Origin of the sequence: Nitrincola sp. (assembly GCF_048264025.1) — a bacterium.
GTDB lineage: Bacteria > Pseudomonadota > Gammaproteobacteria > Pseudomonadales > Balneatricaceae > Nitrincola.
The window spans coordinates 166,114-187,601 of sequence record NZ_JBLXDN010000001.1; the positions used below are offsets into that span (position 1 = coordinate 166,114).

General features: G+C 49.8%; 15 protein-coding genes. 6 read left to right on the plus strand and 9 right to left on the minus strand.

Features of this window, described 5'->3' with window-relative positions:
* Positions 1-31: 31 nt before the first annotated feature.
* A complete protein-coding gene (locus ACN0R1_RS00770; protein WP_417578930.1) occupies positions 32-1,918 on the minus strand; it encodes a response regulator in 1,887 nt (628 codons plus the stop codon).
* A 27-nt stretch (positions 1,919-1,945) separates the two neighbouring features.
* On the minus strand, positions 1,946-2,455 hold the full coding sequence (locus ACN0R1_RS00775; protein ID WP_417578932.1) for a hypothetical protein: 510 nt from the start codon (positions 2,453-2,455) through the stop codon (positions 1,946-1,948).
* A 344-nt stretch (positions 2,456-2,799) separates the two neighbouring features.
* On the opposite strand from ACN0R1_RS00775, the gene ACN0R1_RS00780 reads away from it, so the two are divergent.
* The 4 genes from ACN0R1_RS00780 to ACN0R1_RS00795 are packed head-to-tail and all read left to right on the plus strand — an operon-like array spanning position 2,800 to position 6,858.
* Positions 2,800-3,795 (plus strand): Bug family tripartite tricarboxylate transporter substrate binding protein, encoded by a 996-nt coding sequence (locus tag ACN0R1_RS00780; RefSeq protein ID WP_417578934.1) that lies wholly within the window; start codon positions 2,800-2,802, stop codon positions 3,793-3,795.
* A 51-nt stretch (positions 3,796-3,846) separates the two neighbouring features.
* Positions 3,847-4,299 carry a tripartite tricarboxylate transporter TctB family protein gene (locus ACN0R1_RS00785; RefSeq protein ID WP_417578936.1) on the plus strand — a complete coding sequence of 151 codons (453 nt, stop codon included), beginning with the start codon at positions 3,847-3,849 and terminating at the stop codon, positions 4,297-4,299.
* A 24-nt stretch (positions 4,300-4,323) separates the two neighbouring features.
* Positions 4,324-5,835, plus strand: a complete 1,512-nt coding sequence (locus tag ACN0R1_RS00790) for a tripartite tricarboxylate transporter permease (RefSeq protein ID WP_417578938.1) — start codon at positions 4,324-4,326, stop codon at positions 5,833-5,835.
* 6 nt (positions 5,836-5,841) lie between these two features.
* Positions 5,842-6,858 carry an AbrB family transcriptional regulator gene (locus ACN0R1_RS00795; RefSeq protein WP_417578940.1) on the plus strand — a complete coding sequence of 339 codons (1,017 nt, stop codon included), beginning with the start codon at positions 5,842-5,844 and terminating at the stop codon, positions 6,856-6,858.
* Here ACN0R1_RS00795 and ACN0R1_RS00800 read toward each other — a convergent pair.
* The 7 genes from ACN0R1_RS00800 to ACN0R1_RS00830 all read right to left on the minus strand — a co-directional run bounded on the left by ACN0R1_RS00800 (position 6,814) and on the right by ACN0R1_RS00830 (position 19,622).
* Complete coding sequence (locus ACN0R1_RS00800) at positions 6,814-8,211, minus strand: sensor histidine kinase (protein WP_417578942.1); 1,398 nt, start codon at positions 8,209-8,211, stop codon at positions 6,814-6,816. The two genes, ACN0R1_RS00795 and ACN0R1_RS00800, sit on opposite strands and share 45 nt — an antisense overlap.
* A gap of 4 nt (positions 8,212-8,215) precedes the next feature.
* Positions 8,216-8,983 carry a response regulator gene (locus tag ACN0R1_RS00805; protein ID WP_417578944.1) on the minus strand — a complete coding sequence of 256 codons (768 nt, stop codon included), beginning with the start codon at positions 8,981-8,983 and terminating at the stop codon, positions 8,216-8,218.
* Complete coding sequence (locus ACN0R1_RS00810; protein ID WP_417578946.1) at positions 8,976-10,619, minus strand: methyl-accepting chemotaxis protein; 1,644 nt, start codon at positions 10,617-10,619, stop codon at positions 8,976-8,978. Before ACN0R1_RS00810 ends, ACN0R1_RS00805 begins: the two co-directional genes overlap by 8 nt.
* Before the next feature lie 99 nt (positions 10,620-10,718).
* Complete coding sequence (gene secD, locus ACN0R1_RS00815) at positions 10,719-13,238, minus strand: protein translocase subunit SecD (protein ID WP_417578948.1); 2,520 nt, start codon at positions 13,236-13,238, stop codon at positions 10,719-10,721.
* Between the two features lie 63 nt (positions 13,239-13,301).
* On the minus strand, positions 13,302-13,682 hold the full coding sequence (locus tag ACN0R1_RS00820; RefSeq protein WP_151056714.1) for a hypothetical protein: 381 nt from the start codon (positions 13,680-13,682) through the stop codon (positions 13,302-13,304).
* 76 nt (positions 13,683-13,758) lie between these two features.
* Complete coding sequence (locus ACN0R1_RS00825) at positions 13,759-16,056, minus strand: diguanylate cyclase domain-containing protein (protein ID WP_417578950.1); 2,298 nt, start codon at positions 16,054-16,056, stop codon at positions 13,759-13,761.
* Positions 16,057-16,238: 182 nt separating this feature from the next.
* The gene (locus ACN0R1_RS00830) at positions 16,239-19,622 is read right to left on the minus strand and encodes a bacteriohemerythrin (protein WP_417578952.1); all 3,384 of its coding nucleotides are present in this window, start codon (positions 19,620-19,622) and stop codon (positions 16,239-16,241) included.
* 236 nt (positions 19,623-19,858) lie between these two features.
* Here ACN0R1_RS00830 and ACN0R1_RS00835 point away from each other — a divergent pair, with 236 nt between their 5' ends.
* Positions 19,859-20,752, plus strand: a complete 894-nt coding sequence (locus tag ACN0R1_RS00835; RefSeq protein ID WP_417578954.1) for a ZIP family metal transporter — start codon at positions 19,859-19,861, stop codon at positions 20,750-20,752.
* Between the two features lie 81 nt (positions 20,753-20,833).
* Positions 20,834-21,448: a DUF938 domain-containing protein gene (locus tag ACN0R1_RS00840; RefSeq protein WP_417578956.1), complete on the plus strand. Its 615-nt coding sequence runs from the start codon at positions 20,834-20,836 to the stop codon at positions 21,446-21,448.
* The last annotated feature ends 40 nt before the right edge of the window (positions 21,449-21,488 follow it).

A 21,488-nucleotide genomic window follows, 5' to 3' on the forward strand; every position in this document is an offset into this window, starting at 1 on the left:
GCACAGCTGGCATCTTGGCTGACGTAAGCACTCAGTTGCACGACTTGTGCCCCAGCCAGCGCTTCACTTTTTCTGCAAGATCTTCTTTATTGAAAGGCTTACTGAGAAAATCGTTCATACCTGCACTGAAACAGGCCTCTCTATCTTCGAGCATGGCATTGGCAGTAATGGCTACAATGGCTACAGAGGCAGCAGGATGATCCAATGCACGAATTTTTCGGGTCGCGGTAACACCATCCATGATTGGCATTTGCATATCCATTAAAACCAGATCAAAATGCTGCGCCGTGATTTTCTCAAGAGCTTCTTCGCCGTTGCTGGCAACAACACACTGATAACCCAGCTTTTTAAGCAATCCAATTGCTACCATCTGATTCACTTTATTATCTTCAACCAACAGTATTTTGTCTGCATGACTTGTATCTAGAAGAGTCTTTGCCAGTTGAGGTAATTGTCCAGTTGAGGGACTATCCAGTTCAGCCTCCGCGACATCGGCATAATCCTTCACCGATACAACAGACAGCACCGAGGCATTAACTGACTTTATTGGTATAACAAATGCAAAACGGCTCCCCTGCCCTGACACACTATCAACACTGATATCACCACCCAGCTGTTCAATAATGCGCTTGCAGATAGCCAATCCAAGACCTGTGCCACCATAACGCTGTGAAGTCGAGTATTCGGCCTGTGTAAACGGCGTAAATAACTTATTCACGGCATCAGCTGTCATGCCGATACCGGTATCTTCAATGCGACAGCTCAGCTTTCCCGCTTCAGGATGGGCAAAGTACACATCAACCCGTCCGTTATCAGTGAATTTGACCGCATTACCAATAAGATTCAGCAGCACTTGGCGCAAACGTCCAGGATCTGACTCATAGCCAGGTGAGATTTGATCTGCAAAGCGCAGCTGCAATTCAACACCTTTACTTTGTGCTGTCGCCTGAAACAAAGCCACCACTTCCTGCGCTAAATCCTGCAACACGAAGGGCAGGGTGTCGAGCTCCATACGACCGGCTTCGAGCTTGGAAAAGTCCAGGATGTCATTGAGAATGGACAGCAAAGCACTGGCACTAGAGTACTGGGTTCTGACCATTTGCTTTTGCTCAGAATCCAAATCAGTTTCAATCAGTAATCTCGACATGCCCAGCACACCATTCATAGGCGTTCTGATCTCATGACTCATCATAGCCAAAAAATCCGATTTAGCCTGACTGGCCTGCTGAGCATGATTAACCGCAACCCGCAGCTCTTCAGCCAACGCTTCAGCCTTGGCTCGCGCTTTGGCTGCAAACGCCATATGCCGTAACAGCAGCAGAATCAAAATACCCATGCTAATGGTGATCAGCACAATCAGCAGAGTCACATACCGATACATCTGTCGCTGCTCGGCACGCTCCTCATTAATTCGTAAAGCTCCCAGACCCTTCATATCGACCACGATACGTTCAGTTACCTGAGACAAACGTTCTGACAAAGAAATCAGAGACTGAATATGCTCACTGACAACATCAGGCCCCTGTTCAAAAAAACCGTCCATTTCCAGAATGATATCAATCACTTCACGTGAGAAAGGTGACAAATTACCAGCGTCATCACCGAACAATTGACTCATTTCGCCACGTTGAAGCAGCTGAATCCGGCTGTATAAAATTTCAAAGCGTAATTCAAGCGCCTGCCAGGCGGACGCATCGGGCGAAACGGCATAGCGGCTAAGTAGCGGAGACAGTTTAAGATTTTCACGGTCCAACTGATAGCTGGCCCACAGCGCATCTTCCCGGGCGGCTTCCAACAGTTGTTGTGAACGGTCATGCATGGTATTCAGAATAAAAAAAGCGGCAACCAGAAAAATCAGGGTAGACAGCAACAGTAACCAGAAGGTACGACGAAAATAAACCTGTTTTTCCAACGTCAAACCCTGACTCTCCCTAACCGATCAGCTCTAATAAAGCTCAATGGACTTAATTTGCCATACAGATCGATTGTAGTACACCTCGGAGTTAAGGTCAGGATTATCATCAAACGGGTAGATGATGAACAACGGCCCTTTATCACGAACACGCAACACTTCACCATCGCGCTTCATTGCTAAAATAACACCCAGGTCTTTAAAGTCCGATGCCGGAATCACTGCACTAAAATCATTCAAGGCGGTGACACGCATGCTAGCAGTGTAATCAGCACCGGCCGCCTCCAGCACAGCTGAGGCCAATGGGCCTTCAAATTCACTAACATCGTCGAACCAAGGAGTTTGCGTGACTACTTTCACTTGCGGCAAGGCTTCTAGCATGTCACGATCAAACAACATTGCTTCATCTGCATTTGTTTGACTGATCTTACCACTAAGCGTTAGAACAACCGGTCCTTCAGGGGCTTGGGCCAACGCACTACTGGCGACACTAGTCATCAGCATAAGCAATGCAATGACTAGCAGCAGTTTAGACTTATACATTCACCCACCCTTAGCGTTATATTTTCTGAATTTTCTATTTTTTCATTATAAATGATTCCAAAAATACAGCAATTATATGCCGTCATAATTTTACAGTGGCAAAGAAAAAATCAAGGGTTTCACGCCCGGACCATGATGGATATATCAACGTTATAAACACACAGATGGCCAGACCTACATATCTGTTGAAAACTCGAAAGACCTATACTTTGGTCTAAAGAATTGAATTTATCCATTGCTTGCCAGCTTTATGACAGCTTTGCTCCCTATAGTGCCAAAGTGCCGCCGTAAACCCTCAGACGTGGACGGCATGCATCTAAACAATAACTAGAAGGTGTTTCACTATGGCAATGTCCTTTCGCAAAACCCTGAAACTGGCTGTTTGTGCCCTGACACTTCCGTTGCTGGTTACCGCCACTTCGGCGACTGCCAGTAATTATCCTAACCGTCCCATCGAAGCAGTTGTCGGCTTCGGCACCGGCGGTAGTGCTGATCGCATGACCCGCATCATGAGTAATCATCTTTCACAAGAACTGGGGGTTCCTGTTCGCGTAACCAATCGTCCTGGTGCCGGCACCCAGATTGCCGCCAACTACATCCTCAATGCGCCGGATGAAGGTTACCATCTGTTTTCTTCTACTTTTGCGCCTTACCTGAACAATACCATCCTGGCAGGTAACGCCACCTATAGCGTGGAAGATTTTTCCTACATTAATTTTCAATGGTTTGATCAGGACCTGATTGCTGTCAACAAAGACAGCGGCTACACCAGTCTGTCAGAAGTGCTCGACGCCATTAAAAATGAGCCAGGCACTGTGAGAGCATCGGTCGTACAGGGTTCAGCAGGTCATCTGATGGCTCGCATCCTGCTGGAAGCGTATGACATTCCCCAGGATAATTTGAATCTGGTGACCTATAACAGTGGCGGTGAGGCACGCACGGCTGTGGCCGGTGGACAAGTTGATCTGGTGTTGATCAGCGCTCAAGGCAGCGAGAGTATCCGCGAGTTTCTGATCCCTCTGGCGATCGTCAGCGAAGAGCGTATTGAACAGTGGGATGTGCCGACAGTTAACGAGGCTCTTGAACCCTTAAATATCGAAGTGCCGGTACTACAGGGATCTATGCGAGGCTTTGCGGTCAGCGCTGAATTCGAACGTCGCCATCCGGAGCGCTTTAACAAGCTGGCGCAAGCAATGCAGAACGTACTGGCCAAGAAAGAACTGCAGGATGAACTGCGTAGCCACGAAATTGGTGGTGTCTGGGTCGGTCCGGAAAAATCCAACCAGTTAATGCGGGAGAACTTTGAGACCTTCCGTCGTTATGCGCACATACTGAACTAATCAGCCCTATCCACCAACGCTGCCCGGTCAACGGGCAGCAGGATGTGATTCATGAACAAGACTAAAAAAGATGTCGGTCAGCTGTGCATGCTGCTTGGCTTAGCTGGCTTTACCCTCTGGTATCTGAGTGATGCCATTCGTGTTTCCTTTACCACCCCTAACCTGCTATTAATTCTGCCGGTTGCTGTGGCGGTACTAATCCTATGTATCACCGAACTGGTCATGAACCTCAAAAATGGCAACCTGTTTGAACCAGTTGAAGATGAGCCAATCAAGGAAATTCTACCAATCATTGTGCTGTTTGCAGTGTATGTGTTGACTCTGCCTTGGCTGGGTTTCGATCTGGGCAGCATTTTATTCGTAGCGATTTTCTTACGTATGAAAAACGAGCGTAACTGGTTCTGGGTGCTGGGATACAGCATCAGCTTTGGTCTGGCTATTGCGTTATTTTTTGCATTGATGCTGCCCTACCCCATGCCGATGACCTTCCTACCCATCGACTGACAATCTGTACAAGGTGAAGTTCTCATGATCGATTTCGCTGCCAGTGCTGCGGCACTGTCCATGTTACTCAGCAGTTTCACACCCTGGATGATCGTCGTTCCCGGTATCATCATTGGTCTGATTTTTGGTGCCACGCCCGGATTACAGATCTCCATGGCAATGGCTATTTTCTTACCGATGACCCTGTATATGGATTTCTTGCAGGCTATGCTGTTTCTTACCGCCATTTTTACTGGCGGCTCCTTTGGTAGTGGTATTCCCGCTATCTTGATGAATATTCCCGGCACCTCGTCAGCCATTGCCACAGCATTTGACGGCTATCCTATGGCCAAGCAAGGTAAGCATAACCAGGCCCTGGGTATCGCTCTGGCATCATCCGTTTTCGGGGTATTGGTTGGCTACTTGATCTTGTTCATGATGATCCAGCCTATCAGCCTGATGGTCTTGAAACTTGGTCCATCCGAAATGTTCATGGTAATTCTGTGGGGTATGACACTAATCGCCAGCTTGCGTGGCGAATATATGCTCAAAGGGCTGATTGCCGGGTTTGTTGGACTGCTGATCGGCACCATAGGTTTCAACGAAATAGGCATGGCACGCGGTACGCTAGGCAGCTTCTACCTGTTTGATGGCATCCCGGTGATTCCCGCCATGATGGGAATGTTTGCTGCATCAGAGCTTTTTCGTCTAGCCAACAAACAATATATCGTCGACAACAAAGCCTCCCGTAATGTGGATCTGCGAAAGATTTTTGCCGGATTTAAAATGGCCTTTCAGTCTCCGATGGTAATGCTACGCGGTTGTTTGATTGGCGTATTTGTCGGTGCCGTTCCAGGTGTTGGCTCATCGGTTTCCAATCTACTGTCTTATGTGGAAACTAAACGTCGTGATTCGGATCCAGACTCCTTCGGTAAAGGTAACCCCAAAGGCATTGTGGCGTCGGAATCGGCCAACAGCACCTCCGAAGCAGGCTCCATGGCCACCCTGCTAGCACTGGGTATTCCCGGTGGTGGAGCCACAGCGGTGATGCTCGCGGCCTTCGCCATGCACAATATTACCGGTGGGCCGCAGTTTATTCGTGAACAAACCGATATTGTCTATGCCATCATCTTTGCCAACTTTGCCCAGGTGTTTTTCCTGATGATACTGGGCCTGTTGTTTATTCCACTATTGGCCAATATCATCAAAGTACCAATGCGTTACCTGATCCCAACCGTGTTGGTCTTGGCTGTCATGGGCTCATTTGGCCTGACGGGTAATTTTGTTGGACCCTTTACCGTACTGGCATTTGCTATCATTGGTTGGTTGATGCGTCGTTACGGCTACTCAGTCCCGGCGGCTGTGATTGGTATACTGCTGGGTGCTATGGCTGAAAAAGCCCTGCTGCACACCTACCAGATCAGTGGCGGTGATATCAGTTATGTTCTGGAGCGACCTGCAACACTGGCCATCATCGCTCTGTTGCTGTTGTCATTGTTTGGACGCCACTTACTGGCACTGATCCGCCGACCAGTAAAGGCGCAATTGAATGAGTAATGTGGCTTGAAAACACTGTACACCCTGCTGCTAGGCACACTGGGCGGCTGGGCCGCCTGGTGGCTCGGGCTGCCCTTGCCCTGGATGTTGGGCCCCTTAATGCTGGTCTCACTACTGGCACTCAAAGGGATAAAAGTGCAAGTGAATCGCCAAGCCAACCGCTTTTTTCTGGGCGTGCTTGGCTTTTGGCTAGGCACCCGATTTGAATCCGGTTTACTGAAAGAGCTGATCACCTGGTACCCCAGCGTCCTGTTGATGATGCTATCCGTCATGCTGACGCTGCTACTGAACACCTGGATGTTCAAGCGTCTGGCCGGGCTTGATACCGTAACCTCGGTATTTTCCTCGTTACCAGGCACGATGAACGCTGTGGTGATTCAAGGTGATCTTCTGGGTGGGGATGCACGCTGGATCGCTATCGCGCAAACACTGCGTATCACACTGGTGGTCATCAGCACCTCCATGATTTTCTACTTCATGCCCGGACAGACACTGGCAAGCCCGACCGTGGAAGCCAGCAACTGGCTGGATCTGTTGTGGATTGGTCTGGTACCTGTTGGCTGGTGGGGTGCAAAACAATTGCGTCTGCCGATGGCTGAGTTTCTGGGCCCATTACTGACCAGTGCACTGCTGTCTCTTACTGTCATCCATATCGAGTTGCCTGGCTGGGTCATGATCATTACCTTTGTGGTACTGGGATCATCGATTGGCAGTCGATTCTTTGGCACCTGTCTGCGTGCTCTGCTCAAGGTCAGCGGCTATGCTGTGCTGGCCACTACGCTGGGCATGCTGATCGCTGCGCTGTTTGGACTCTTGACCTGGAAGCTGACAGGTATTCCGCTGTCTCATGCATTTCTGGCGCTGGTACCTGGCGGTGTAGGTGAAATGGCACTGATTGCTACTGCAGCGGGTATCGATCCCATCTATGTGGTGTATATCCACCTGATCCGGATGTTTTTACTCATCCTGTCAACACCGCTACTCAGCCAACTCTTGCTGCGCCACCAACGGAAACAACACTGATACCAGCAACCCACCCTGTTCGGATCGGCGCAGCTGCAATTGCGCCGCATGGGATTGAGCCACCTGACTGACAATCGACAATCCCAACCCACTCCCCTTTTCATCCCGGTTTACGCGGTAAAAACGTTCGGTAACATGCTGAATGGCTTCATCGGGAATCCCGACTCCTTCATCCTCAACACTCAAGCAGGCCGAGCCCATCACTTCTGTAAGCCGGACACGGATAACGCCATGATAATCTGCATCCAGACCACCGGCATGTACACTGGCATTGTCAATCAGATTGGTCAGTAGCCATTGCACCATAATCGGATCGCATCGCACCGGAAATTCACGTTCATCGGCAATGAATTCCAGTTCCTGTCCACGTTTGAGAATACGGTTCAGCAGACGTGCACAAGCTTCACGGCAGGCAGGTTGCAGATCCTGTACATTGAGTGCGGCATGATCCACCAGATCACTTTTGGTTTTGGCATACTTGAGCAACTGCTGCGTAGTACGCGCCGCATAGTCTGTCGTTTTGCGAATTGACCGCAGATGCTGCTTTAATACCGGGTCATTACAGTGTTTTTCCGACATTTCAGCCAGCACCCGAATTTCAGAGATCGGCGTACGCAACTGGTGTGAGACATCCGCATTGAACTGCTGAATATGCTGCATATTCTGTTTAATTTTGACCATCAGGTGATTGATACTGTTCACCAACGTACTCACCTCAGAGGGCACCTGTTCTTCCACCGGTGAAAGATCATGGGCCGAACGGCTTCGCAAAGCCAACTCAATGCGTTTGAGTGGTGACAGGCCCTGATGTATGGCAAACAACGCAAGCGCCAGGACGCTGAGACCCAACGCCACATTGATTGCCAACAGGCTGGACACAAACTCCTGCAACAAATTTTCACGTCCTTCACGTGATTCGGCAACAATCACTTCGACCAGCTCTCCAGCGGTGGCACCCCGAACCGGGATAAACAAACGCAGCGCCCGCAATTCGGTACCCGCAAAGACTGTGTCGTAAAACCCCTCCCCTTCAAACGCCGCACCAGGCCCTTGCAAGCCTTTAAAACCAGTCAGAAGACGCTCCTGCGCATCCTTAACACGATAAAATAACTTACCCTGCCCTCCAGTACCCAGTGAGTTAACGGAAAAATAATGCATATTGATCCGCACTTCACCCTCGGCAAAGAATAAACGCTCCTCGAACCGCTCTGCCCCCATACGCAGCATGGCATCAAAGCTATCGTCAATCCGCTGAGTCAATACATACTGGCTGACATACAGAGAGAGTGGAATCATCAGAACCAAAGGAACAATAAACCACAAAATCAAATGGGAGCGGACAGACTGTATCATGACCTCAATCCAGATTATCCATCAGATACCCCAACCCACGCACGGTACGAATTGCGGCGGCTGAACCGAGTTTCTTGCGAATACGCGAGACGTAAGTTTCGATAGCACCAGCACTGACATCCTGCTCAAACGATGCAATACTGTCCGCCACCTGATCCTTACTCAGCAAACGTCCGCGATTAAGCAGCAAATACTCCAGCACGGCCAGCTCGCGGCGATGCAATGTCACTTCGTCACCTTTCAGGGTCAAGGTTCGCGATGCCAGACACAATTCCAGATCGCCGTTCTTCAAGCGATTATCGGAAAAGGAGCGACTGCGGCGGATCACCGCCCGCACACGCGCCACCACTTCTTCCAATGAAAAGGGTTTACACAGATAGTCATCGGCCCCCTCTTCCAGACCGCTGATACGTTGGTCCAGTCGGTCCCGCGCCGTGATGATGATCACCGGTATCGGGTTATTGCGACGGCGTAAATAACGCAGAATCTCAATGCCATCCATGCCGGGCAAACCCAGATCCAGCATCAGCAAGTCATACTGGCCGGTTTTCAGCCACGCAATCGCCTGACCACCATCCATCAACAGATCAACGGAATAGCCAGCCTCTTCAATAACGCTTCTAAGCCCCTGTGCCAAAATGGCATTGTCTTCCAGGATGAGTATCTTCATACCACAGCTGCCTGTGCTAAATGCTGACGGAAAAATACCGATGATAGCATCAAACAGGCGACTGTCAGTATCTGGCAACCCTCGGCAAATCAAATCAGGCATGCTTGAATTTCTGACATCCATCAGATAACACACCTGCAAGTAGGTGTAACGCCTGGCTGGCATCTGCTGAATTAGCAGCCGTTCGGTTCAGGCCATCTATATCCTGATTCAGTTGCTGCATGGCCGAGGATAGATGTTGTGTGACATTTATCTGCTCCTGACTGGCAGTCGCAATACTGTTGTTCAACGTCACAATTTCACTGACTGAATTGCTTATCTGACCAAATAACTGATCGGCTTCACGCACCTGATTTACGCTATGACTGGCCTGATTATAGGCTGTTTTCATCACCCCTGAAGCTTGTTCTGCACGCAGCTGAAGTGTTTCAATGATGCCATTAATCGATTCGGTTGCCCGCTGGGTATTGAACGACAAGGTTCTCACTTCATCGGCTACAACAGAGAAACCGCGGCCCGCCTCGCCGGCACGCGCTGCCTCAATCGCCGCATTCAGTGCCAGCAGATTAGTCTGCTCGGAAATACCCCGGATCACAGCCAGTACCTGGGCAATCTCTCTGGATCCATCATGCAACTCCTGAATCACAGTCTGGGTATGGCTCAAATGCTGCTCCAGATGTTCAACTGTTGCCATACTCTGGGTGGATATTTCTCTCCCCTGAACAGTCACCCTCTGGGCGGCCTCAGCCAAGGTCACCGCATTGACGGTATTCTGATTCACCTGTTCAATCGCTGTTGACATCTGCTCCACCGCTGAAGCCAGCGAAACAGCCTGCTGGCTTTGGCTTTCCACGCCTTGAGTGACCTGCTGACTGATATCCAGTGTCCGATCAGCCTGTACACGTAACTGTTCTGTGTTATCGCTGATCTCATGCACCAGTCCTTTGAAATGAAATAGCATTTTATTCAAGGCACGAGCAGCGGCAGCCACCTCATCTTTCCCCTGCTCGTTTGCAACCCGTGATAAATCAGAATCAGATTCAATGTCCACTAACAGATCCCTGAGGCGACTCACTGGTCCTAAAATAGAGCGCTGAACCTGCAGCCCGAGTGCAAACAGCAGAATACAGATAACCCCTCCACCCAACAGATAGGTCCAAACAAGTTGCTCGGTCAGCCGTTGTGCGGTTACACGAACACTGTCGGCAGTCTCAATTTGTTGTTGGACAAACCGATCCACCATCTGGCTGAAAGGCTCAATAGTCTGAGAGACCTCAGCGCTGATCGTCGACTCATTAAGAATGCGGATTGCCAGGGCATCACTGCCAACCGGCTCTACCCAGGCACGATACTGTGCAGTCACTTTTATAAAGCCGGCATCCAGCGTATCCAGAATCTCATTTTCATCCTGATCCAATTGCTCAGGCCGCAATTGCTGAAAAACCGACCAATGCTGCTCTGCTGTTTTAAGTAACTCATGAATGGCCGTCTGAGTATTGGCCATACTGTCCCACCCAGTTCGATATTGTGACAGCTGAGCCATTCCTTCAGTCTGTACCAGGCGCTGTACACGTAATACATCCGAGAGCACCGCCAGATGTTCATCATACAGCGTCAGAAATAACCGGTCTTTTTCGACTGAGCTGAAATGGCTAGCGAGCAGGACCAGAATCAATGCAGCCTGCGGCACCAACACCAGAAGAAGTAATTTTTTTGCAATCGTGAGTCTGGACAGCATTCTCAAAGTCTCTTGAATGAAAGAGCCCTTTGTACGCGACATTTATGACAGAAATATGGCAGATATCAGCAGATGAGCAGCTGATATCTGCTGATCTTCTCAGGGCATTACTTCCAGCTCACGCCGTAATGCTTCAGCCGTAGGACGTAGCTGTGGTAACCCCTGGCGTTTGCGCCGCTGTGCCAACAGATAGAGCAAGGGCGAGGCGATGAAAATCGAGGAAGCCGTGCCCACTACTACCCCAAACAACATCGGCAAGGCAAAGCTGGACACCGCACTGCCACCGGCAATCCCCATCGGTAGCAATGCCAACAGCGTCGTTACCGAGGTGAATACAGTCCGTGTCAGCGTCGAACCTATGCTTTCATTCAACAATTGCAGCATTGGCTTGTCCGGTGTGAGCCGCAGATTCTCACGGATTCGATCAAACACCACCACCTTGTCATTCACGGAATAGCCAATAAGCGCCAGTAACGCCGCCACCGCCGTCAGATTGAACTCAACGCCAGTCAGCACAAAGAAACCGATGGTTTTGGTCAGATCCAACGCAATGGTGAGCGTAGCGGCCAAGGCAAAATGGGATTCAAATCGCCACCAGAGGTAGCCCAGCATTCCCCCGCCTGCAATCAGAATTGCCAGTAGTGTCATGTCACTAAAATCACCACTGACCCTTGGCCCCACCAGTTCGGTGCGCGGAAATTCGGCCTCTGGTTGTACGGCTAACACCGCCTGCTTGAGTTGCTCTACCTGGGCCGTGGCGACGGCTTGCTGTTGTTCTGCCAAGGGTAAACGTATCAGATACTGCCCGGCTTCACCGGACTCCTGAATACTGGCTTGCACCAACCCCTGTTCAGCCAATTGATGGCGCAGTGATTCCGTGCTCATCCCATCCGCACGTACATCAACCAACGTGCCTCCGGTAAAATCGATGCCGTAGTGCATCCCAGGCTGAAAGAACAGCGCCACCGACGCCAGGGACAGCGCCAGAGACAAGGCCAGCCCAAGCCGACGCGCACGCATCAAATTGGGAACCGCTTGGCTCAGGCGATCCAGCCACTGAACACCGCCGATCTTCAACGGTTGACGTGCTTTGCCACGAATGCGCCATTCCATCAGTAAGCGAGTCAGGGTGATTGAGGTAAACAACGAGGTCAGCAAACCTATACCTATAGTGACGGCAAACCCCTTCACCGGCCCGCTACCAAAGAAAAACAGCAGACTGATAGCAATCAACGTGGTTAGATTGGAGTCAAGAATGGTACTCCAGGCACGAGAGAAGCCTTCCTTCAACGCCATCGCCGCCGAATAGCCCTTGCGTGCCTCCTCTCGAATACGCTCGTTGATGAGGATATTGGCATCCACCGCCATACCCAGCGTCAGAATAATCCCGGCAATACCAGGTAAGGTCAGTGTCGCACGCAACAAACTCAGCACGCCGAGTATCAGGCCCAGGTTCACTATCAAGGCGACACAAGCAATCGCGCCCCAACTGCCATAGACGGCCAGCATAAAAGCCAGCACCAAGGCGGCACCGATCATTCCAGTTGTAACCCCCATCGAGATGGCATCGCTGCCCAGATCCGGTCCCACACTGCGTTCTTCAATGACCTGTAAAGGCACAGGCAAAGCACCCGCTCTCAATAACAGTGCCAAATCACCCGCCTCACGTGGGGTAAAAGAGCCGCTAATCTCACCAGAACCGCCACTGATCACGCCTTGAATAACCGGTGCGGTGATCACTGTATCATCCAGTACAATCGCCAAGGCACGACCCATGTTTGCCCGCGTCATGTCGGCAAAAAGTCGAGCCCCTTCAGTATCCAGGGTAAAATGCACCACGGCGGCCCCAGTCTCTGGATGAAAGCCCAAGCGTGCATCACGGATATGCTGGCCTTCCAGTGCCACAGCTGTCTCGATTCTATAGCGTTGTTCACCGGTGGCATCCCAGTGGATCGTCGTTAAGACTGAATCATCAGCCGCATCCGCCAACCAATGGAAGGTCATTTTTGCGGTGGTGCCAAGCAATGCGCGCACCTCGGCAGGGTCCGCTACACCCGGCATTTGCACCAAAATACTCTCGCGCCCCTGACGAGTGATACTGGGTTCAACCAACCCGGTTTCATCCAGACGCCGACGCACCACTTCCAGACTGCGCTCGATCGCCTCAGACATCAGGTGATTTTGCCAGTCCTGAGTGATTTGCAGACTCAGTTGGTGGCCATCCTGCAGCAGCTCGACCCGCCGTATGCCGGTTGCAGCATCTCTAAACAGCGGTTGCAGTTGCTGCTTAGCCTCCAGCAACTGCGATTCCTTATTAAACACCAAGCGCAGATCTTCCGGTGCCCCAACCCAGCGAAAGGTAATTCCTGACTGCTGCAGTACATCAGCGACTTCATCAGCCAGCCCCTGGTGTGCCTGCAGTTGCATCGCCTGCCCATCGGCCTGTAGCAGCAAGTGCGAGCCTCCCTGCAGGTCCAGGCCCAATGACAGGGTGTTATGGGTGTACCAGCTTGGCAAGTGACTTGCCACTGTAGAAGGTAATAGATTTGGTATGGCACTCAACAGCATGCATAGGATCAGCAAGCCACAGAGTGCAGCTCGCCGGTAAAAATTATTCATAGGTTACCCCAATAGAAACAGAATAAGCGTTACTGTCTGAATCAGACAGTGCATATGCAGCGCTTATTGTTGTGGCGGGGCTCTCAGAAGGGGTCGATAGAACTGCCGCGCAGACACGCCAACGGCGGTAACACGCGTGGACTCAACAGTGCGCTGGCCACACAGCCAAAGTAGCAGACCAACAAAAAGGGCAAACAACTGGCCAGGATCCGCTGAGACCTGCTGCTGATCCTCATCCGACGGTTCAACGCTAAAGTTACGAGATTGTTGTGACTGCAGCAGCACAGCCCAAGGCTGCGCCTCGGCGGTAAAGCCGGTTTTCGAATCACCCAAAGTGGGCGTGGGCAAGGCGGTGAAAATCAACCACAACAGCACCAACAGCAACATCCGGATCACGCCGGGTTGAAGCACTGGAGCTACAGGTGATGTGGTTTGATTTGGCATGGAAAAAACCTGTGGAATAGACGCTGAATTATCAGGTTTGTGCGGGTTGGAGTCAATTGTCCACCCGCCCCAAACTTCAGGAAAGACAAAGCTGTTTGTGTATAACCGTGTTTTGGTTAGAATCATAAATCTGAAACTGGTTCTTACCTGACTCTTTCGCCGCGTACATTATCTGATCGGCTTGATGCAATAACTGCTCAGGTGCAACTGTTTCCACTTGGGGATATAAAGTTGCTCCCATACTGGCGGAGACATGAAAATGTTCAGTTTTGTACTGATGCTCCAGCATAGCAGCCTTAAGTATACGCCTAAGCGCAATTTCACAGGCCTCGGTATCGGCCAGATCTGTCAATACAGCGACAAACTCATCGCCACCGATACGCGCCAAGGTATCACCCTCACGTAAAGTTTGCTTCATCTGCTCCGCCAGGAAACAGAGCAAACTGTCTCCTGCTGCATGGCCAAAATCATCGTTAATACGCTTAAAACCATCAAGGTCTATAAACACCACAGCAATCAAGCGTTCGCGCCGTAGCGTCAAATGCATGGCCTGCTGAAGGCGATCATGCAGCAATGAACGGTTTGGCAAGCCGGTCAGCGGATCAAAGTGCGCCAGCTTCTGTAACCGAAGTTCCTGCTGTTTCTGCCGACTGATATCACTGAACAAAGAAACATAGTGCAGTACGTCTCCAGAGTCATCTTGTACCGCTGTGATTGTTATGTGCTCGACATACACCTCGCCATCTTTACGCCGATTCCATAGTTCACCACTCCAATGCCCATCGATATTGATAGACCGCCACATAGATTCATAAAACTCGGCATCATGATGACCTGAATGCAACAACCTGGGATTTTTACCCAGTACGTCTGCACGGTCATATCCAGTGATCACACAAAATGCGTCATTCACTTCCAGAATCTCGCCCCTCGGACAGCAAATGATGATCCCTTCATGCGCATGGGTAAATACAGTTGCCAACTGACTGAGTTTGATATTTTGCTGATGCAATTGTTCTAAATGCTGCTTGCGCTCTGTGACATCTTCCATCACACCCACAAAATGGCTCACTGACCCCGTCTCATCCAGTACGGCGGAGATCCGGGTTGCCACCGGAATCAAATCACCCTTTGCAGTACGATTGATTAGCTCGCCCTCCCAGTCACTCCCTTCTTGCAAGGCCTGACGGAGACTGTCCATCGTTGATCGATCTGTCCAGGCACTTCCCAGGAAACGTGGATTTTTCCCCATTATATAACTGACCGAGTAGCCAAATAGCCTCTCAACGGCCGGATTAACATAGACAACCCGTTGTATATTATCAGTTAAAATGACCGCCACATTAGACTGCTCAACAGCTTTGGATAGCAGCGCCATTTGCTGTTGAATGGACACTCGACGAGTCACTTCGCGAATCAACACCGCCATACTTATCAGCATTAATATAACCAAGGCACACAGCACAAAGAGCATCGCCTGATTATTCAACCACCAATTTCTGACGAAATCGCGCTGAGACTGGGTAACTGAAATAATCACAGGATAACGAGATGAAAGGCTCCAGGCATGCAATGCTTCCTGAGTGGGGTAGAGCTGTTGATTGCGTCCAGATTGAAGAAATTCACTGACCGGCGGCAACTTAGTTGCACTGGGCAACATGGAAACAAGCCGTTCACCCTCAAAACTGAGTAAGCTGATCTCTTGTTTTAGGGTATTATCTGGGTTTTCTGTCAGAAAGAAATCAGTAAAGTATTCAGGATTCAATGCAACCAGTATCCAGTAGAAATCACCCGCAGTGGACTGAGAGCCTGAACGAAGTCCGGTTACCACAACCGAGTGTGTGGAGGACGCGCCTTGGTGCTGATCAATTAAGGGTAAAAAACGCTGATTCACCGTACTTATGACCCTGAGTCCTGCATACCTCGACCAGTCGGAGGACTTGAGATCCAAACCGATACGACTCGCATCTATCTCCCTTCCCTCACTTCTAGACGCGCTGTCTACGAGCACCTGAGTGCCTTCAGTGACAAGGATCTGATGAATATGCGGTGCAAAATGAATCATTTCATCAACGCGTCGACGCAACCCTTCAACCGATTCATCAGATGCAGGGCCATCCGTTGGTTGAGCAAACATCCTATCCAGCGACACCATTGCAGACTCAACGGATTCCAACGTCCGAGTGACACTGCGCTCCAATAACTGGCTCTGAAAAATAATACGCTGTTGCGTCTGCTCCACTGAATGTTTGAAGCTGCTCCATAGACTGAGAAAAACAGCGGCAAAAAGTGCAAACAGGAGGGTTAAAAACAATAGAACCAAGCGGCGATTCTTTAAAATACGCTCAGGTTTGGCTAGATAAGATACATTCAAACGCTAACTTCTCATACTACTTAGAAACCGTTATAGCCATTTAACGCGGCCATATTACTCGGCCTAGATATAAATGAAAAAGATTATTTTGAGCTTGATTAGGGGCTTATTTATAATTTCCAGTGTTAGCCAAGCTCAGTAAACCAACTCGGTAATAGCCCTAGTTGTACTGAAACAAATCACTAGCTCTCCCTTCTAATCAAACGCAACTGATGGATAAATTGCTTATCGGCTGTCTTGAATCCGGCAAAATGAAATTGCAAGCGATCTATTTGCCCTTGCTGATAAAGCGCGACCAGAGAACGCGCCTCTTCCAGCAATTGCTTATATCGACTCTGCAAATTTTGCCAATCTACATCGTCAATACTAGCTTGGGGCAAACACATCTGCGGCATGATGCCATCAACCGCGGCACAACCATCCAGCAAAGGTGGCCGATCGATCTGACCATCGAAATACTGCTGCAGTGTCACCATCCAGGTGCGCTGTTCAATTTCAGCCAATAGCAGGGGTATTTTGTCTACGGGCAAGGCACGGCATTTTTTCCATGCTTGTGGGGGCTCCCAAGTACTCACCCAATCGGGTAACACAGCGGCTGGCATAGGTTTCGCAATGGCAAAACCCTGTGCCGCTGAAAACCCCAACTCCAGCAGCAACTCACCATGCAAAATACTTTCGACCCCTTCAGCGATCACTTGTCGATTCAGGCTTTTGGCAAGTCCCAGAATACTGTTAATGATCATAAAGTGTTCAGGGTCATGCGGCAGGGTACGAATAAAACTTTGATCAATTTTTATTGTCCGTGCCGGAATGTTTTTCAGGAAGGTCAGCGAAGAATATCCGGTACCAAAATCGTCTAGTGAACAGGTAAATCCATAACTCTGCAGCTCTAAAATCAAACCAGAGACATACGACATATCTTCGATGGCACCGGTTTCAAGGATCTCCAACTCAACTTGATTCGCGCTGACCTCAGGATAGCGCTTAAGCAAATCAATCAGGAATTCACTGAATGACGGATCGTGTAATTGCACCACCCCGATATTGACACTCACCACAAAACCTTTGGGTAATCCCACCGCTGACCATTGAACCAGTTGCTGAAATACTGACTCAAGCACCCAGTTACCTATCTCTACGGATAGGTGATGCTGCTCAATAACAGGAATAAAATAACCCGGCAGTAACAAACCCTTTTGTGGGTGCTGCCAGCGAATTAGTGCTTCAGCACCGCTCACATGACCACTGTGCATATCCACTTTAGGTTGATAGTAAAGTACGAATTGGTGCTGCAATAGTCCCTGATGAATAGCTTCAATCTGCTCCAGCTTTCGACGAGTCATTGAATCATTGTCTGGATCAAACACCGCGTAGCGATTTTTACCAGCTTGTTTAGCCTGATACAGCGCTTGTGAAGCTTGACGGATCAATCCATCAGCATCGACCTTGTGCGCCTGCGGGTAAAAAGCGATGCCGATACTGGCAGAGCACTCCAGCGAATATCCATTAATCAACATGGGCTCAGCCAAGTGCATTAATAAACGTTTGACCGGTGACACTATCTCCTCTTCCTGATTGAACCCAGAAAGTATCAGCACAAATTCATCACCACCGATACGCGCCAGGCTTTGATGTTCTCTGACTGAATCACGTACACGCTGACTGATCGCCACAATCAGACGGTCACCCGTTTCAACACCATATTGATCGTTAATATCGGCAAAGCTGTCAATATCCAGATAAATTACGGCCATCAGCCGTCTATCATCCTCCGAAGTCAGCATGGTGTTTTTCAGCAGTTGTAAAAACAGGTTGCGGTTGGGCAAGCCAGTCAGCACGTCATGTAGCTCGACATATTCAAGCTCCTGCTGATGGTTTCTTTGTTGGGTAATATCGATATTAATCCCTACAACTTTGATGGCCGACCCAGCGGCATCACGCTGCATTACGCGCCCCAAAGAGCGAACCCATATCCATTCGCCCGACTGAGTTTGCATGCGGTACTCTACTTCACATAACTCATCACTATTGAGGATAAGCTCATCAATCAGCATCGATACCCGTGAAACGTCATCCGGATGTATGGCACTTTGCCAAAACTGAATCCTAGTGGTACCAGAATCATGCAAAGTAAAGCCCAGCATCTCCCACCAGCGGGCATCACAAATAAGCTCATCCGTAGCAAGATCCCATTCCCAGGTTCCCCCATGTACCGACTCCAACGCGGTCTGCAGGCGTTTACGCTGATCCTGCAACTCTATTTCATAATGTTTACGTTCAGTGACATCATATCCAGTCGCCACATAGTGGCTGGGTGAGCCATCGGCTCCATCATGGCGCTGAATAAACAGGTGTAAAGCGTAACGCTTCCCATCAGGACGCTGATTCCAGATATCACCTTCCCAAAGTCCAGTTCTCTGTAGCACTTGCCACATGCGGCTAAAAAATTCCGGCGTATGCAAACCAGATGCGAGCATACTGGGGGACTGCCCCAGCACAGCGTCCTGGGTATAACCGGTCAGCACAGTGAAGGCCTGATTGACAGCCGTTATGCGATTTTTTGTATCGGTTATGAACAGTGCTTCATGCCCCAGCCTTATAATGTGGCTGATAAGTTCACGTTCAGTGATATCTTCCCGCGTACCAATCAGTCTTTGGGGTTTTGCCATACTGTCGCGCTGAATGACCTTACCGCGTAACTCCATCCAGCGAAGCGCACCAGTAGGAAGCACAATGCGATAACTGATCTTCACCTCGTCATGACTTGGTTGCCACATATCGGATAGCGCCGCGCGTAGTTGCGGCAAGTCATCTTCATGAATATCGCCTTGTTCGGCGCCAGCTTGCTGCAATAAAGACTGTGCTAACTGCTCCGGCAATAAGGGAGGCGCATCCTGCTCAGCCCACTCCCAAAAACCTTCATGAGAGCCCTGCAACAGAAACTTCCAACGTTGCTCACTGAGATCTAACGCCGCTTCCGCTTGCTGCCGTGCATGTTTTTCATGCATTAGCTGCATCGCCTGAGAAGATAACTTCTCGTACATGGACAGCACAGTTTTGATCAGTATTGCCGTGGCGCCTCTCATCTCATCATCAGCACGCTGACGCGCATCAACCAGACTTAACCCTTCAGCAATCGCATGCACGGCCTTAGCCATACGCTTATCACTGTCTAAAATATGGTAGGCCAGCCATTGCGTAAGAAAAGAAAACAGCTCTTCAAGCAACTGGCTAAATGGAAGCTGGCTAGTGCGTAATAACTCAATTTCTTCAAAGAAAAGCTGATGGCTATCCACATGGCCAGAAAACCACTCATCACCGCCTAACGAAGCTTTCCAAATCGTTTCTTCAGTTCGGAAATGATAATCAGCATAATCGGACAACTCTGTAAGAATCTGCTCGATAGCCTGTTTAGAAACACCCTGCACATATTGTTGTCCTAACTTGTTAAGCAAGGACACCAAATTACGATGCTGGTCATCAATAATCGCAATGCCCGTTTCAAGCTGCGAGTTCCAGGGGAAAATTTCAAATGCTGTATTCGCATCATCTGGAAGTGGGGTCATATCCAAAGCAGCCTTATAGCCGATGTTATATTTCTTTAAGGAACATTATAGACCTGCAGACTATAACCCTATATTTATCAAGGTGTAAATGCAGTCAGTACCAATCCTATATAGAGAGAATTTGCTCCCCCGTAGGTCATAGCTAAAATTTAATCAGTTTATTGAGCAATTCTACTGGTGACTTGGTTAGCATTAGATGATAATGATTATTATTAAATATAAACAAGGAGCCTTTCATGAATCACCGCATCCTGACATCTACCCGCTTCAGTGGTTCTCGGCTTCCACTTAACAAGCTCCTTGGAGCTTTGATTCTGGTTGCAGGGCTTGCGCTATTGATCTACCAACTGGTCGTACTGCTGCAAACACGTGAGCTGGTCCGTTACGCATTTTATGCCGGGATGGTAGCGGCAGCTTCTACAGCAGCGGGTGCTTTCCTGGCGGTATTCGCCAATCGCATCTCTGAGCGTTTTCTCGACAGTCTAATGGGCTTTGGTGCCGGCGTGATGCTGGCCGCCAGTATTTTCTCACTGATCCTACCTTCCATGGACATAATGGAAGGCCAAAGCAGTAGCGGTCTCATGGCCTCCGGACAGGTTGCTCTGGCCGTGTTGATCGGTGCAGCCATGATGCTGCTTATCGAAAAAATAGTACCCCATGAACACTTTATCAAGGGCTCAGATGGTATTTCCAGCACGCGTTTACGCCAAAGCTGGTTGTTTGTACTGGCTATTGCTTTGCACAACTTTCCGGAAGGTCTGGCTATCGGTGCCGCTTACGCAGCCAATGATGGACATGGATTAGCCGTTGGAATTGCGATTCAGGATATGCCGGAAGGTTTTGTAGTTGCCATGGCACTGATCGCTGTGGGTTATACACGACTTTTCTCAATCGCTATCGGTGTACTGACGGGACTTGCAGAACCTGCCATGGCAATCATGGGTGCCACTCTACTGGAGTTCAGTACACACCTTCTGCCCTGGGGGCTGGCAGGCGCAGCCGGCGCTATGTTGTTTGTCATTAGCCACGAAATTATTCCCGAATCACACCGCAAAGGGCACGAGTTTTACGCAACCAACGGACTCATTCTTGGATTTGTACTGATGCTGATGCTCGACACCGCGCTTTGACAACAGGTGACCCTAACCTTTGCTTCCGGTAGATTAAGGCCTTGATACAGGGCCTTTTGTTTTCCAGGGAGTCGTACCACCGTGAAATCAGCCAAGCTTTTTCATCATGCACCTGCTACACAACGCAATAGAGATCCTATTCTCAAGGTTTTACAGACTTGTTTACCCGACCCGGCGAGCGTGCTGGAGATTGCTTCAGGTACTGGAGAACACGCAGTGTATTTATCCTCTAATCTGCCGCAGGTAATTCATTGGCAGCCTACCGATATTGACCCGACAGCAATCAGCAGCATTGAAGCCTGGCGGCAGCGCGACCATCATCCAAAGCTGCGGCCAGCTCTCCATCTGGATGTGATGGCTACTCCACAGATTATCCCGAGTGAGTACAACACCCTGCTAGCCATCAACATGATCCATATTGCACCCTGGCAAGCCGCTGAGGGGCTGATGAAATTAGCCCAAAGCCTGCTCTGCAACGAGGGTATCCTCTACCTCTATGGGCCTTTCTGGCAGGATGATGTCAGCCCTGTCGATAGCAACCTGGCCTTTGATGCATCACTGCGTCAGCGTAATCCACTCTGGGGGATCCGCAATCTGGAAGAGGTCACACACTTGGCTGAGGTGCATGGACTGGCACGGCAAGCGGTCATTCCCATGCCAGCCAACAATTTATCGGTGATATTTCGGAAGGAATAAGTGAGTACGGCAGCGATACCACTGTACTCACTAAGCTAGC

Bases quoted from the DNA above. Each gene is read 5' to 3' on its own strand.
- ACN0R1_RS00835 (WP_417578954.1), top strand. From the start codon at position 19,859: ATGAATCACCGCATCCTGACATCTACCCGCTTCAGTGGTTCTCGGCTT.
- ACN0R1_RS00820 (WP_151056714.1), bottom strand. From the start codon at position 13,682: ATGCCAAATCAAACCACATCACCTGTAGCTCCAGTGCTTCAACCCGGC.
- ACN0R1_RS00800 (WP_417578942.1), bottom strand. From the start codon at position 8,211: ATGATACAGTCTGTCCGCTCCCATTTGATTTTGTGGTTTATTGTTCCT.
- ACN0R1_RS00830 (WP_417578952.1), bottom strand. From the start codon at position 19,622: ATGACCCCACTTCCAGATGATGCGAATACAGCATTTGAAATTTTCCCC.
- ACN0R1_RS00805 (WP_417578944.1), bottom strand. From the start codon at position 8,983: ATGCCTGATTTGATTTGCCGAGGGTTGCCAGATACTGACAGTCGCCTG.
- ACN0R1_RS00775 (WP_417578932.1), bottom strand. From the start codon at position 2,455: ATGTATAAGTCTAAACTGCTGCTAGTCATTGCATTGCTTATGCTGATG.
- ACN0R1_RS00790 (WP_417578938.1), top strand. From the start codon at position 4,324: ATGATCGATTTCGCTGCCAGTGCTGCGGCACTGTCCATGTTACTCAGC.
- ACN0R1_RS00780 (WP_417578934.1), top strand. From the start codon at position 2,800: ATGGCAATGTCCTTTCGCAAAACCCTGAAACTGGCTGTTTGTGCCCTG.
- ACN0R1_RS00810 (WP_417578946.1), bottom strand. From the start codon at position 10,619: ATGCTGTCCAGACTCACGATTGCAAAAAAATTACTTCTTCTGGTGTTG.
- ACN0R1_RS00785 (WP_417578936.1), top strand. From the start codon at position 3,847: ATGAACAAGACTAAAAAAGATGTCGGTCAGCTGTGCATGCTGCTTGGC.
- secD (WP_417578948.1), bottom strand. From the start codon at position 13,238: ATGAATAATTTTTACCGGCGAGCTGCACTCTGTGGCTTGCTGATCCTA.